The following is a 14,142-nucleotide window of genomic DNA, read 5'->3' as shown; positions in this document are numbered from 1 at the left end:
AAAGCTCTTTTACCAATTCTTCAGTTGATCTGTCTAATATTTTTTCAAAGTATTCTTTCTTATCCATCATCATTCCTCCATGTAATTTTATTTAGATTTATTTAGACACAACATTATTTTAACTCCCGTGTAAAGAGAAGTGGCAAGATAAAGAAAATGGGAAATCCATATGCAAGAAAGATACTATACATGGCAGCATTATCAGCAATAAGGTTTAACAAATACTGCAGAGAATTATACGAAAGATTAGTAAGTAAAGGTAAAGCTAAAAAATTAGCTTTAGTAGCTGTAGCACATAAGTTATTAAGGCAGGTATATGGTGTATTAAAGAATAGAAAACCATTTGATGAAAATTTTTGCACTTGACATTTAACATAGAACATCCTAAGGACGTAAGTCCGAAGGATCTCTTTTTTTAAATTCTATAAAAACCGATAATTTCTCAGCCAAGGTATAGATTTAAATATGATGATTCCTTAGATGTATTTGGAGTTCATGGATTAAACAGAATATGGGGAGCATTGGCAACGGGTATTTTTGCAAATTCACAAGTTAATCCAGGGGGAATCTGGTTTGTTATATGGAAATATAGAGCAGTTTTTTATACAGATTTTAGGTTTAGTGGTTGTAATTTTGTTTACTGGAATAATGACAACTATTTTATACTTTATTACATCAACTTTATCTCGTGGTGCGAGAGCTGATGAAGAGACGGAAGTTGTGGGTCTTGATGAAGCATTACATGGCGAAAGAGCTTTGAGTTAAAAGGATGAGATTTCTCGTTATATTTTGAAAGTGTTTTAAAAATCAACACTGTTATCCTGAGGCTTGTACAAGCGAAGGATCTTTTTACCGGCTTCAAAATGACAGATTGGAAGGTTAATTAATTTTTAGACCTAGTAAAAATTTGGAACTTTTTCTCCTTTTATAGTTATGATAAAATTTTAACATATAGAGTAAGTAGGAGTATTACGTCGGGTGAGAAATTAAATAAGAGTATGAGATTCTTCGCCGGCTGCAGAATGACGAATAAGGTTGTCCTTCCTTTAACACTTATCAATCAACCTTTTCCTGTCATCCTGGGCTCGTAGGCCAAAGGATCTCCTATTTAAATTATAAAAACCATTAATTTCTCACCCAAGGTATTTTAACATATAGAGTAAGTAGGAGTATTTGATGATATTAAAAGAGTTTATCATTCCGGCTATTGATATAAAAGATGGAAAAGTTGTAAGGCTTTATAAAGGTGAGTTTGATAAAGTAAAGATTTATAATGAAAATCCTGTCGATATGGCAAAATATTTTGAAGATGCAGGAGCTAAGCATATTCACGTTGTAGATTTAGACGGTGCATTAGAAGGACTGCCAAAAAACATAAAAATCTTAGAGAGTATTGTTAGGTCTGTTAATATTCCAATAGAGTTTGGCGGGGGACTTAGAAGTTTTGAGGCTGTTAAAGCTGTTTTAGATTTAGGCGTTGAAAGGGTTGTAATTGGTAGCTTGGCTTATCAAAATCCGGAGGAGTTTTATAAAATAGTTGAAAGCTTTCCAAGTAAAGTAATTGTTGGAATAGATGCAAAAGACGGAAAGGTTGCCATTAAAGGCTGGACAGAAAAAACAGAAGTTTCGCCATTAGAATTTGCTAAAAAATATGATGATTTAGATATATTTGGATTTTTATTTACAGATGTAAGCAGAGATGGAGTGATGATAGGAGCAAACGTTGAAGTAACAGTTGAACTTGCAAAAAATCTAAAACATCCGGTTATTGCATCAGGTGGCGTTGGCAGTTTAGAAGATGTGATCAAGCTTTATGAAAAAAGAGAGTTTGGAATTTTTGGTGTAGTCGTTGGCAAAGCTATATATGAAGGAAAAATAAATCTCAAGGAGATTTAAGATGCAAGCAATATACACAGAAAATGCGCCAAAACCAATAGGTCCATATTCTCAAGCTGTTAAGTACGAAAATTTAATATTTTTATCAGGACAAATTGCAATAGACCCAAAAACAAATGAACTTGTAGGCAAAGATGCTGCAGAACAAACAAAAGTCATTATGGAAAATATAAAAGCAATTCTTGAAGAAGCAGGATTAAACTTTAATCATGTAATAAAAACAACGATCTATTTAAAAGATTTAAACGATTTTGCAAAAGTTAATGAAGTATACGGTCAGTACTTTACTGAGCATAAACCGGTAAGGTCAACGGTAGAAGTCAGCAGGCTTCCAAAAGATGCATTAGTAGAGATAGAAATGATTGTCGGATTGTGAGAAGAAACAATAAATGATACATTTGATTTAAAAAACAGGAGATTCTTCACTTTGCTTGCAATGACGACGTGATTTTTGAAACACTTTCTATGTATAGTGATTCATAAATGGTTTCAGCAATTAACACTTTTATACTACTTTTGCTTACTTGCTACAGATAACGAAAATCTTCTGAATAGTGTCATCCTGTGGCCATACGAAAAATCTCTGCCCTTGCTGAATTTCTTACCAAACGATAATGATAATTTGTCTTATCGCTATAAATCTATCTGTTTCGAACCCTGTCTTAAAATTTTTATCTTTGAGTTTTCAATCTTTACTATTGTTGATGGGATATTTATCTCAGACTTTCCTCTGTCTATGTATAAATCTACTTTGTCTTTAAAGTACTCTATTGCTTTATGTATATCTTCAGCCGGTGTTAGACCGGATGGATTTGCACTTGGTGCTACTACTGGAATATCTAATTTGTTTAAAAAGCCCAAAAACTCTGGATCATCCGGAATTCTAAATGCTAAGGTTTTTGTTCCTCTGTGCAGATATTCAAACTCGTTATTCGGATCGTTAACATCAAAAATTACAGTGATTCCTTTATGATTTAAAATCTTTTCAGCTTGCGGATTTTCTTTAACTTTAAATTTTTTTAAAAATTTGGTATTTGGAATTAAGATTATAAACGGCTTATCTTTTTCTCTTCCTTTGATTACATAAATTTTTTCTATACCTTCTTTATCTAAGGCATTAGCAAGAATTCCGTAGATAGTATCTGTTTTAGTAATTACTATTCCGCCGTTTTTTATTACATCAATAGCATCGTCTAATTTTGTTGAAATGTTAATATTCATGTTCTTTGCTTGGAAAATCGCCCTTTAAAACTTCATCTTTAAACTGTGAAAGTGCTTGTTTTATAAGATTTCCCGCTTCTAAGTATCTTTTTACAAATTTTGGAGTTTTTGGAAAGATTCCTATCAAATCATGAAAAACTAAAACTTGTCCATCTGTAAACTTCCCGGCTCCTATTCCAATGGTTGGAATTTTTAAACTTTCTGTTATTTCTTTAGCAAGGTCTGATGGCATAGCTTCTAAAACTATCGAAAAACATCCGGCTTCTTGAAGAATTTTAGCATCCTTTTTTATTTTTTCCCTGCTATCTTGAGTTTTACCTTGGACTTTATAACCACCGAGAATGTTTATAAACTGCGGAGTAAGTCCAAGATGTCCCATTACAGGAATTCCAAGAGATGTTAACCTTTCTACTGCTTTTGCTATCTGCTCTCCACCCTCAAGCTTAACTGCGTTAGCTCCTGTTTCTTTTAATACCCTTCCGGCATTTTTAACAGTTTCTTCTATGGTTGTGTGATATGTCAAAAACGGCATATCAACGATGATAAACGTGTTTGGTGCTCCTCTTCTTACGGCTTTTGTATGATAAATCATCTCATCTAAGCTAACAGGTAAGGTGGAATCATTTCCTTGAACTACCATAGACAAAGAGTCTCCAACAAGAATAGCATCTATTCCGGCTTCTTCGCATAATTTGGCAGACCAGTAGTCGTAAGTTGAGATAACAGTTATTTTCTTATTTTCTTCCTTGGCTTTAAAAAACTCGTTTATTGATTTCATAAAAGCTCCGGTTTTTATAATTTTGTTTTAAACTCTTCTAAACTCTCAGATTTTACAGCTTCTAAAAGTAAAGCTTCTAATTTATTTAGATCGTTTATTTTCTTGATTTTACTGTTAACTGTTTTACTTAATTTTCCAAATTTTGCCTCTAACACTTTAATTATATCTTCTTGTTTTGCTTTAACGATGCCTTCTTGTAGACCTTTCTGTAATCCTTCCTGCAATCCTTTTTGTAAGCCTTCTTTGATTCCTTTCTGCATGCCTTTTTGCAAACCTTCTTTTAAACCTTTTTTTAAACCTTTTTTTAAACCTTTTTCAACTCCCTTCTCAATAGCTTCTCTTTCAGCTTCTCTTAGTAGGTCTCCGATCACCGGCAAATCTTCTATTAAGTCCCTTCTTATTCTTATGGTTATTGGCATTTTTATTTCCTCCCTATCTATCAATCTTTGAAATTCTTTTTTCAATTTAGGTCTCAGTCCAAGAATTAGCAATATTCCTCTAATCCAATCAGCTCTTTTTACATCATCTAATGTTGATAATTTAATTTTTAATTTTTCTAAAAGTTTTTCTTTGTTTTTTAGATTACACAAAAAACCTAAAACGATTGAGTCTATATCATCTTCTTTTATAATATCCTGACATGGTATTTGTTTTATGTCAATCAAGTTGTATCTATAAATTAAATCTTTTTCCGATATTTCGGATTTCATTGTACATTTTTTCTCACCTAAGTAAATGACAAATTGGATAATATTGTTTGTTTTAAACTTCCTTGTTATTTCAAGTCTGTATTCAAGCATTCTATAGTGCATATATTTATGGTTTGTTGATTGTAGCTCTATATGAATTAAACTTCTATCTTCTGCTTCCAATAAAATATCTACTTTTCTTTCTTTTATAGACGGTAGAGAAATATCTAAGCTTCTTACAATCTTTTTACCTACTAATCTCTCAATAAGTTTTAAGATTGGGTCTTTTAATACATCTCTAACCGTTATATCAAATATCTGTTTTGACATTACAAATTACATGCGTTTGTATCTATCTTTATTTCACTTTCATCTTTTGGTATTCCTACATTTTCTCTAAGCTGGCCATTTCCAAACACTATGAATTTAGGAATAGTTAACTCTTTTAATGCCATTGGTCCTCTTGCATGAATTTTGTCAGTTGAAATTCCCATCTCTGCACCAAGCCCAAACTCATTACCATCTGTAAATCTTGTAGATGCATTGATATAAACAGCTGCACTGTCTACTTCTTGGATAAACCTCATTCCTTTTGTATAGTTTTCTGTAACTATTGCGTCCGAGTGGTGAGAACCATACTTTTCTATAAAGTCTATTGCCTCATCTAAGCTATCTACTACTTTTACAGCAATTATCAAGTCTAAAAACTCTTCGTAATAATCTTCTTCTTTTGCCGGAACTATTTCTGTATCTTTTGCTTTTGGATGGTTTATAAGCAGATTATAGCTGTATTCATCACATCTCATTTCAACGCCTGCTTTTCCGAAGTAGTAGGCAATCTCCGGTAGGAATTTATCTGCAATTTTTCTATGAACTACAAGATTTTCTATAGCATTACATACAGATGGTCTTTGTACCTTTGCATTGTAAGCAATGTTTAAAGCCTTTTCCATGTCTGCTTCATCATCAACATAAAGATTACAAACACCTTTATAATGTTTGATTACTGGGATTTTTGAATTTTCTGCCACTGCTCTGATTAAGCTTTCACCACCTCTTGGAATTGCCACATCTATTAATCCTTCAAGCTTCAATAGATGGTTTACAACTTCCCTATCTGTTGTATCTACAAACTGGACTGCTTCCTCCGGAAAGCAAGTCTCTCTGCAAGCTTGTTTGATTATATCAACCAATATTCTGTTTGAATTGATTGTTTCACTTCCACCTTTTAAAATTACTGCGTTTGAAGATTTCATACAAAGAGACGCAGCTTCTATTGTAACGTTTGGTCTTGCTTCGTATATAATCAAGATTACTCCAAGCGGCACTCTCATTTGACCAACTTTTAATCCGTTTGGTCTTGTCCACATGTTGATTATCTCACCTACCGGGTCTGGCAATGCTGCAACGTCTTTTAAAACCTGAACCATCTGATTTATTCTTTTATCATCTAAAGCGAGCCTATCAAGCAGAGCTTTTGAATATCCTTTCTTTTCAGCAAGTTCTAAATCTTTTTTATTTTCTTCTATGATTTGACTTTTTCTTTCTAATAGCAATTCTGCTGTCCTTAGTAAAGCATCATTTTTTATTTTTGTAGTTAATGACGATAATTTCCTCACCGTACTTTTTGCTTTTTTTGCAATGCTTTCTGCATACTGTCTGCTGTTCATCTTTCTACTCCTTTTTTAGATTTCTTTTAAACTTTCTTTGATAGGTTTTGATTCTAAGTAAGACAGAATTCTTTCTATTATTGATTCTGATTTTTTAATGTTTCTTAATTTTCTTATTATACCGCTTGCCAAAAATCCATATAATGCTCTTTTTACTAACAATTCACTGTCTTCATACAGTTTTTTGACATAATCTTCATCGTTTACATTTAAAATATTTTCATCTTTTAGGATTCTATTGAAGTGAATTTTAGCAATGATATCACTCACTTTATTTTTTCCATCTATAAGAGTTAATATCTCTCTTTCTTGACTGCTAAGGTCTGCTAATTCTGACAATTCTTGAGCTTTTTCTGTTTTTTCAAAAATCAGTTCAGGGTCTGTAATTTTTCTGTTTACTTCTTCTAAGCTTAAATTTCTTGAAAGGAGAATGATAAGCTTTTCTGTATTGATTAATGGCTTTATGTCTTCAGAATACTTTATAAAACCTGATGTTATAGAAAACCTACCTTCTTTAAATTTTAAGATTATGGGTAGTAAAGTTGCAAAGTTTTTAAAAATCTCTTGCTTTGAGATTTTATCTCTTTTTAAAACAGATTCAAAATCTAAATCCATATAAAGGAAAAAGCTTCGTTTAACCTTTCTTACATAGACAGGATCGCCACCCTTAAAGTATATTCCATATACATTGTCGTTATTTTCGATAGCTAAAATACAGTTCTTTCCTCCTTCTTTGATGATTTGAAATATATCTATGAGACTAAACGTTTTTAGATCACCGCTATTAATCATATTATAACTCCAATCTAAATGGATATAATAAATTATATCAAAAGTGGTATAATTATTTAATTGTAATTTAGAGAGGTGAGGCTTAAATGTCTTTTCAATTTACGGAAGAACAGATCAAGAGATATAGTAGGCATATAATACTTCCGGAAGTTGGTGGTGTAGGTCAAAAGAAGCTTTTAGATGCTAAGGTGCTTGTTATAGGTGCCGGTGGACTTGGTTCTCCATCTTTATACTATTTGGCAGCTGCGGGCGTTGGAACAATTGGAATAGTTGATTTTGATGTTGTAGATTTTTCTAACCTGCAAAGACAGATATTACACAACACTTCAAGAGTCGGTATTCCTAAGGTAGAATCTGCAAAGATGACAATAGAGGCATTAAATCCTGACGTAAAAGTAATTCCTTACAATCAAAAGATTGATAAATCAAATGTTTTAGATATTATAAAAGATTATGATATTGTTTTAGATGGTTCAGATAACTTTCCAACAAGATTTTTAGTTAATGACGCATGTTATATGCTTGGAAAACCTTTGGTATCTGCTGCAATACTTAGATTTGAAGGTCAGCTTACAACCTTTGACTACAGAAATAAAGAAACTTCACCATGTTATAGATGTCTATTTCCTGAGCCACCACCACCAGGTTTAGTACCAAGCTGTCAAGAGGCTGGCTTGCTTGGTGTAGTAGGTGGAATCATGGGAACTCTTCAAGCAAATGAAGCATTAAAGCTTATTCTTGGAATTGGTGAGCCTTTGGTTGGTAAGCTATTAGTATTTGATGCTTTAACGACAGAGTTTAGAACAGTAAAATTAAGAAAAGATAAAAAGTGTAATTTATGTGGAGAAAACCCAACAATAAAAGAGCTTATAGAATACGACCAAGCTTGTGAAGTTCATTTTTAGAGGTGAGATATGCAGATAGATAGAGAACTTGACTTAAAAGGCGAGGTTTGCCCGTTCACCTTCGTAAAAAGTAAACTTATCATCGAACAGATGGATAAAGGTCAAGTTTTAAGAGTTATTTTAGATTACAAGCCATCGGTTGAAAATGTGCCAAAAAGCATGGAAATGGAAGGTCAAGAAGTTTTAGCTGTAAATCAAATCGGTGAAAACCTCTGGGAAGTATTGGTGAGAAAGGTAAAATGAAATTACTTTTAATAATGGCAAGCAATCCTTACTCCGCAGATTTTAACACCTTAGTAAAATTTGCAAGAGCTGGATTGAAAAGAAACGATAAAGTGAACATATTTTTTATGGCAAATGGAACCTACTGCTTACTTCACGATGATGTTAAAAAGTTAGCAGAAGAGGGAGCAAAAATATACTACTGTGCCCATAATGCTAACCAAAGAAAGATTGAACCACAACCATGGGCTGAAAGTAGTAGCATGTATGGACTTTCTAAGCTCATTTCTGAAAGTGAAAAAGTCATAAGCTTATCTTAGGATGTAAAAATGGCAAAGAAAAAAGCTGTAAGCTTGATAAAATCAAATCCGTTTAGCTGGAAAACTTTTGAAGCTTTAAGGCAAGCCGTCGGAATGGCTATGGACCATAAAGTTTACGTAATCTTCATAAAAGATGGCGTGTTTGCTCTAACAGATTGGAAGCCGGAAATGATTGGCATTCCTTCTTCTGATAAATCTATAGAAGCCCTTGGCATGCTAAATGCAACCATCATAGCTGAAAAAGAGTCTTTAAGCGAAAGAGGAATCATAAAGCTAAAAGAATTTCCTGTAGAAATACAGATAAAAACAAAAGATGAGATTTGTCAAATCCTTAAATCTGCAGAGGTAGTGCTAACATGGTAGATACAGTATTCTTGATAAAAAAACCTGCAGATTTTCCAATCTTAGATATTATCGGAGACAATGATGTTTTAATCTTAATCCAAGATGGCGTTCTTAGACAACCTTCTATTGATAATTGGTATGCTTGCAAAGAAGATGTGATAGCAAGAGGAATTAAGATTCAAGAAAGTAAACTTCTTGATTATGAAGAGATATTAAATCTCATAGAAAAATCAAATAAGGTGGTTGTTTGGTAAAACTTGCCATCTCTCTTGGCGACCCATCAGGAATAAATTCAGAAATTCTTCTTAAAGCTTTAGATAAACTTCCAAAAAGAAACATTTCATACATCATCTATGGCTCAAAAAAAGCTTTAGAAAAGGCAAAAAAACTAACAGGCGTAGATTTAAACATAAAAGCGATAAAATCTATAAACGACGTTGTAAAATCCGGAATATATCTTATAAATCTTTATGATTTAGATGTTGAGTTTGGAAGTCCTTCTAAAGAAACCGGAAAAGCCTCTGTTGTTTATCTTGAAAATGCAGTTAAAGATGTTTTAGAAAAGAAAGCAGATGCTTTGATTACTCTTCCTATTTCCAAGCAGTGGATTATGGAAAGTGGTTTTCCTTATGCAGGACACACAGATTATTTAGCAGAAGTTAGCGGTGCTAAAGAGTATGCAATGGTCTTAATGTGTAAAAAGTTAAAAGTAGCCCTCATTACAACCCATATTCCACTAAAAGATGTTCCAAGTCAGATTACTAAGGAAAAGATAATTTCAAAAGTAAGACTTATCAACAGAGAGTTTAAAGAAAAGTTTGGCATTTCTAAGCCAAAAATTGCAATTCTTGGACTAAATCCCCATGCGTCTGACAATGGAAATATAGGCAATGAAGAGTTAAATATAATTCTTCCGGCTGTAAAAACATTAAGAGAAGATGGTATTGATATAACAGACCCGTTATCTCCCGATACTGCATTTAATAGATATAAAGATTTTGATATTTATGTTGCAATGTATCACGACCAAGGATTGATTCCTTTAAAACTTCTTTGCTTTAGAAAAGCTGTAAATATAACTCTTGGACTTCCTTTTATAAGAACATCTCCTGACCATGGAACAGGTTATGATATTGCAGGTAAAAACATAGCAGACCCATCATCTACAATAGAAGCTGTAAAGCTGGCTATTTTGTTAAAGAGAGTGAAAAGTAATAGATAAGAAGTTTTACAATAGTAGTTTAAAAAATTTTCAATCCGTTCAATTAATCAATTACTTTTTAGATACTGCTTGCATAATGAACGACACAAAAAGGTAAGCTTAGAAGAACTCTGAGACAGTCTTAAAGCTGTCGTGATTTTAAGATAGTATCTTAATCCACCACACGGTTCAGATGGAACGACAGATGGCATATATTTTGGCTTGTCAAATAGTTCTTCCTTTATAACCCACACGGTTCAGATGTAACACATATCCCATTTATTTGCTGATACACTAACAAAATCCTTTCTAACCCACACGGTTCAGATGGAACGGTAACGTGTAATGTTGAGAAAATTCGTATTTCCAGACTTTATAACCCACACGGTTCAGATGGAACTGACGAAAATAATAATTATGCAACTCCCTGGTACATCTTTATAACCCACACGGTTCAGATGGAACGTAGAAGAACTCTCAAAGGCTACGTCTATATCAAAAGCTTTATAACCCACACGGTTCAGATGGAACGCTAAGTTCTTTGCAAACTCTATCTGTTTATCAGACTTTATAACCCACACGGTTCAGATGGAACGGGGATATATTTAAGAGTTGCTATTATATCTTCAGGCTTTATAACCCACACGGTTCAGATGGAACAAAATATGCATCTTGAACTTGACATTCGTATAAAAACTTTATAACCCACACGGTTCAGATGGAACAGGGTCTCTGTCTTGAGGAGTAGGTGATGTATAATTCTTTATAACCCACACGGTTCAGATGGAACTTGTCTAACAATTATTTTTATAAACAGGGGTTTTTAGCTTTATAACCCACACGGTTCAGATGGAACTTAAGAAAGCTTTTCTGGGAAGTATTTGAAGTTGACTCTTTATAACCCACACGGTTCAGATGGAACGATTTGTAGGTCTTTTTATTTCGGTAGAATCTTTATTACTTTATAACCCACACGGTTCAGATGGAACATTGTTCCTGTTTTCCAACTTTTCAAACTTTAGAAGCTTTATAACCCACACGGTTCAGATGGAACCGTCGCAGACAGCGGAGTATGGCTACTGATTGGTGGCACTTTATAACCCACACGGTTCAGATGGAACGGTGTTGTATAACACCACCTACCTGTCATATGTGACTTTATAACCCACACGGTTCAGATGGAACTAATTACAGAGAACTACATAGTATTTAATGATACAACTTTATAACCCACACGGTTCAGATGGAACATGAAAGAGATTATTGAGATTATTGAGATTATTGAATCTTTATAACCCACACGGTTCAGATGGAACGATGTTTTTAAAGATAATAAAATATATCACTTTAAACTTTATAACCCACACGGTTCAGATGGAACCCGTTAACTTTTAACTCAAAAATAAAATCGCTTTCAGCTTACTCTATCAATATTCTGATAATCATTATACCAAATTTTTAAAAAACCTGCAAGTTGAAGTTTTTTGCAGCAAACCTCGATATACAGAAAATATATTATTATATTTTATCCTTTAACATCCCATCACAAGCCAACCGCTGAAAACCACAAACTCAGAAGCCCGCTGCAAATACCACTCCTTAACTTCCCGATCTTAAAAAATTTTAAAATAAAAAACTGCAAATTTTCAAAAAATTAAACACTACAAATTTCAAAATTAAAAAGTTTATTTCAACAAACACTTACAACTACTCTTCAAAAAATCCCTTTCAAACCATCACTACACAAGCTTAAATCAAACATCAAAAAATAAAATCACATTACCAATACCTTAGCTTTACTGACTGCTAAGTCATCTCACTAAGCATTTAAACAATCAAATAAAAATCACTAAATTATTGATAAACCAATATTTAACGTCTCACATCTCACGTTTCACTTAAAATAAGCTTGTGTGGGTTACATATTCAATTGCCAAGGTTCAGTTATAAAATTAAAAAGCTATTATAAATATACAAAAAAATTTTCTATCTGTCAAGTCGAAACTGTTCCAAAAATCCACATCGTCATTCTGCATTCGACGAAGAATCTCCTATTTTTCTTTTCAAGTCGAAAATCAAAAAAGAGATCCTTCAGCCTTAGTCCTCAGGATGACACGGAAAGATAGGTTTACAAAAATTTTGGAATATCCTCAGCAGATGTAGAGACTGTTCCAAAAATCCACACCGTCATTCTGAGCGAAGCGAAGAATCTCCTCTTTTTATTTCTTTTCAAAAAACATAAAAAAATGAGATCCTTCACTTCGTTCATGATGACAAAAAAGATCAAATAGCGTCATTCTGTAGCCGGTTAAGAATCTCCTACTTTATTGAATTTCTCACCCGACGTGTATAGCTATTATAAATTTCTAAAAAATCTTTTTGTAAGTTTATAGATTTGTTTAAAAGATATTCTTGTTTTTCTCATGCAAACATTCCATTTTTAATTTTGTGTATTTAATTTTAACTGAGAAAATAATTTTGGAACAGTCTTAAATTTCGTAAACATTTTTTAAAAATTCGTTTAACTCTTCATTCCAGTAAGGTATTTCTATATTTAAAATTTGTGAGATTTTTCTATTGCTCATAGCTGAAAAATCAGGTCTTTTCGCCGGAAGATTAAAAATTTCTTTTGAAACTGGCAGGATGAATTTATCTACTTTTTTAATTCTAAAAATTTCCTTAGCCCATTCATATCTTGAAGCATAGCCTGAATTTGTAAGATGAAACATTCCTTTTAAGTCATTATCCAATGCTTTTAGTGTGATGTCTACTATGGTTCTTGTGGACGTTGGAACTGAAACTTCATTATAAGCTACTTTCAGGTATTCATTACTTTTTACCCATGTTAAAAGCTTATAGATAAAGTTTTGCTTTCCTTCTCCATAAACCCAGCTTACTCTAAAAAGCAAATAATTTTCTGTCTCTTCTTTTAGAAAAATTTCACCCATAAGTTTACTTTTCCCATATTCATTTAAAGGGTTTGGTACATCATCTTCTGTATAAAGACCATTCTCTTTTTTTCCGTCAAAAACATAGTCTGTTGAATAATGAATTAATTTAAATTTGTAAACGTTAGATAAATAAGCTAAATTCTTTAGTGCAATGCTATTTACTTTCACTGCTTCCCAGTATTGTTTTTCAGCATTATCAACTAAATTATACGCTGCACAGTTTATTACTACAGTTGGTTTATACTCTGACAAAACTCGGTTTAATATATCAAAATTTGTTATATCACACTCTAATCTTGACAATCCAACAACATCTTTTTTTTGATTCTCTAAAGTCTTTAAAAACTCTTTTCCAAGCTGTCCATTTTTACCCAAGATTAAATATTTCAAAACTTAAATACCCCCTTTATTTGAGATTTAAAACATACGATTTTATTTTATTATAATTTTCCTCTGATTGTCTTTCTTTATATTCTTTTAAAATATTCATCAATTCTTCGTTTTTTTCTCTTCCTCTTGTTATAAATTGCACTAAATTTAAAACATTCTTTGGCTTTAAACTTTTAGTTGCCCTTTCAAAATCAATCAAAAATACTTTTAAATTTTTATCAACTAAAACATTTGAGTATGGTTTGTGCATCTCTCCTTTGTCAATTTTTAGCTTATCTAATAAGTATGCTTGGTCTAAAAGCTGGCTTATAAGAATTTTAAAATTTTCTTCATTTAAAACCTTGTTAAGATGGGTTCCATCTATATACTCATAGGCTACAAAATCTTCACCGGTTAAAAACAACTTTCCACCTATACCATACTGATTGACTATTTTTAAAATTTGCCCTTCTTTTTGTATTGGATGTTTATGGATTTCTTGAGATGCAACTTTAAAAGACAGGTCTTTATTTTGATACTTTCCTCTGTAAACTTTAGCCCTCCAACCTTCACCAATAATTTTTAAATCTTCAATTTTATCTTTCATATCTTCAAATGTTAACATAGGCTTCTAATTGAAAAAGTTAGTCTAAGATATATTATACTATTGTATGCAACATAGGAGTTTTGGTAATGAACACAACAGAGCTTTATAATCTTGTTAAAAGAGTCAAAATTAGGAAAAATTGAGAAACTTATCAATAATTTTGTGTCTAATAATAA

The 14,142-nt window shown here is 32.4% G+C and carries 15 protein-coding genes, 2 pseudogenes and 1 CRISPR repeat array; of the genes and pseudogenes, 10 read left to right on the top strand and 7 right to left on the bottom strand.

Annotated elements, in window-relative coordinates; genetic code table 11:
- The 4 genes and pseudogenes from Q0929_RS08940 to Q0929_RS03090 all read left to right on the top strand — a co-directional run.
- A pseudogene (locus Q0929_RS08940) lies at nucleotides 1-366 on the top strand (transposase); the annotation flags it as partial.
- A gap of 68 nt (nucleotides 367-434) precedes the next feature.
- Nucleotides 435-765, top strand: a pseudogene (locus Q0929_RS03100) (hypothetical protein).
- 411 nt (nucleotides 766-1,176) lie between these two features.
- On the top strand, nucleotides 1,177-1,896 hold the full coding sequence (hisA, locus tag Q0929_RS03095) for a 1-(5-phosphoribosyl)-5-[(5-phosphoribosylamino)methylideneamino]imidazole-4-carboxamide isomerase (RefSeq protein ID WP_299238116.1): 720 nt from the start codon (nucleotides 1,177-1,179) through the stop codon (nucleotides 1,894-1,896).
- Nucleotide 1,897: 1 nt separating this feature from the next.
- Nucleotides 1,898-2,272, top strand: a complete 375-nt coding sequence (locus tag Q0929_RS03090) for a RidA family protein (RefSeq protein ID WP_299238114.1) — start codon at nucleotides 1,898-1,900, stop codon at nucleotides 2,270-2,272.
- A gap of 257 nt (nucleotides 2,273-2,529) precedes the next feature.
- On the opposite strand, the gene Q0929_RS03085 is transcribed toward Q0929_RS03090, so the two are convergent.
- From Q0929_RS03085 to Q0929_RS03065, 5 genes are read right to left on the bottom strand one after another with little or no spacing between them, the layout of a single operon-like run.
- Nucleotides 2,530-3,117: an L-threonylcarbamoyladenylate synthase gene (locus Q0929_RS03085; RefSeq protein WP_299238113.1), complete on the bottom strand. Its 588-nt coding sequence runs from the start codon at nucleotides 3,115-3,117 to the stop codon at nucleotides 2,530-2,532.
- Nucleotides 3,107-3,895, bottom strand: a complete 789-nt coding sequence (gene panB, locus Q0929_RS03080; RefSeq protein WP_299238112.1) for a 3-methyl-2-oxobutanoate hydroxymethyltransferase — start codon at nucleotides 3,893-3,895, stop codon at nucleotides 3,107-3,109. The genes Q0929_RS03085 and panB overlap by 11 nt, the downstream gene beginning before the upstream one ends.
- Nucleotides 3,896-3,909: 14 nt before the next feature.
- A complete protein-coding gene (locus Q0929_RS03075; RefSeq protein ID WP_299238111.1) occupies nucleotides 3,910-4,914 on the bottom strand; it encodes a hypothetical protein in 1,005 nt (334 codons plus the stop codon).
- Nucleotides 4,914-6,254 (bottom strand): glutamate-5-semialdehyde dehydrogenase, encoded by a 1,341-nt coding sequence (locus Q0929_RS03070; protein ID WP_299238110.1) that lies wholly within the window; start codon nucleotides 6,252-6,254, stop codon nucleotides 4,914-4,916. Before Q0929_RS03070 ends, Q0929_RS03075 begins: the two co-directional genes overlap by 1 nt.
- A 15-nt stretch (nucleotides 6,255-6,269) precedes the next feature.
- The gene (locus tag Q0929_RS03065) at nucleotides 6,270-7,046 is read right to left on the bottom strand and encodes a DUF4388 domain-containing protein (RefSeq protein WP_299238109.1); all 777 of its coding nucleotides are present in this window, start codon (nucleotides 7,044-7,046) and stop codon (nucleotides 6,270-6,272) included.
- A gap of 86 nt (nucleotides 7,047-7,132) precedes the next feature.
- Between Q0929_RS03065 and moeB the strand changes: the two genes are divergently transcribed.
- The 6 genes from moeB to pdxA are packed head-to-tail and all read left to right on the top strand — an operon-like array spanning nucleotide 7,133 to nucleotide 10,060.
- The gene (gene moeB, locus Q0929_RS03060; protein ID WP_012459645.1) at nucleotides 7,133-7,951 is read left to right on the top strand and encodes a molybdopterin-synthase adenylyltransferase MoeB; all 819 of its coding nucleotides are present in this window, start codon (nucleotides 7,133-7,135) and stop codon (nucleotides 7,949-7,951) included.
- 9 nt (nucleotides 7,952-7,960) lie between these two features.
- Nucleotides 7,961-8,194, top strand: coding sequence for a sulfurtransferase TusA family protein (locus Q0929_RS03055; protein WP_012459644.1), 234 nt, complete (start codon nucleotides 7,961-7,963; stop codon nucleotides 8,192-8,194).
- Nucleotides 8,191-8,493: a DsrE family protein gene (locus tag Q0929_RS03050; protein ID WP_299238108.1), complete on the top strand. Its 303-nt coding sequence runs from the start codon at nucleotides 8,191-8,193 to the stop codon at nucleotides 8,491-8,493. Before Q0929_RS03055 ends, Q0929_RS03050 begins: the two co-directional genes overlap by 4 nt.
- A gap of 9 nt (nucleotides 8,494-8,502) precedes the next feature.
- On the top strand, nucleotides 8,503-8,856 hold the full coding sequence (locus Q0929_RS03045) for a DsrE family protein (RefSeq protein WP_299238107.1): 354 nt from the start codon (nucleotides 8,503-8,505) through the stop codon (nucleotides 8,854-8,856).
- Nucleotides 8,850-9,092 carry a DsrH/TusB family sulfur metabolism protein gene (locus tag Q0929_RS03040; protein WP_012459641.1) on the top strand — a complete coding sequence of 81 codons (243 nt, stop codon included), beginning with the start codon at nucleotides 8,850-8,852 and terminating at the stop codon, nucleotides 9,090-9,092. The genes Q0929_RS03045 and Q0929_RS03040 overlap by 7 nt, the downstream gene beginning before the upstream one ends.
- The gene (gene pdxA / locus Q0929_RS03035; protein WP_299238106.1) at nucleotides 9,086-10,060 is read left to right on the top strand and encodes a 4-hydroxythreonine-4-phosphate dehydrogenase PdxA; all 975 of its coding nucleotides are present in this window, start codon (nucleotides 9,086-9,088) and stop codon (nucleotides 10,058-10,060) included. The genes Q0929_RS03040 and pdxA overlap by 7 nt, the downstream gene beginning before the upstream one ends.
- A 150-nt stretch (nucleotides 10,061-10,210) precedes the next feature.
- Nucleotides 10,211-11,420: direct repeats of the CRISPR family, unit length 29 nt; unit sequence CTTTATAACCCACACGGTTCAGATGGAAC.
- Between the two features lie 1,108 nt (nucleotides 11,421-12,528).
- Here pdxA and rfbD read toward each other — a convergent pair.
- Nucleotides 12,529-13,380: a dTDP-4-dehydrorhamnose reductase gene (gene rfbD / locus Q0929_RS03030; protein ID WP_299238105.1), complete on the bottom strand. Its 852-nt coding sequence runs from the start codon at nucleotides 13,378-13,380 to the stop codon at nucleotides 12,529-12,531.
- Nucleotides 13,381-13,396: 16 nt separating this feature from the next.
- Nucleotides 13,397-13,984: a serine/threonine protein kinase gene (locus Q0929_RS03025; protein ID WP_299238104.1), complete on the bottom strand. Its 588-nt coding sequence runs from the start codon at nucleotides 13,982-13,984 to the stop codon at nucleotides 13,397-13,399.
- Between the last annotated feature and the right edge of the window lie 158 nt (nucleotides 13,985-14,142).

This window comes from Sulfurihydrogenibium sp., assembly GCF_028276765.1.
Taxonomy (GTDB): domain Bacteria; phylum Aquificota; class Aquificia; order Aquificales; family Hydrogenothermaceae; genus Sulfurihydrogenibium.
The sequence above is the reverse complement of the archived record's forward strand: the minus strand, read 5'-3'. Positions and strand labels throughout refer to the sequence as shown.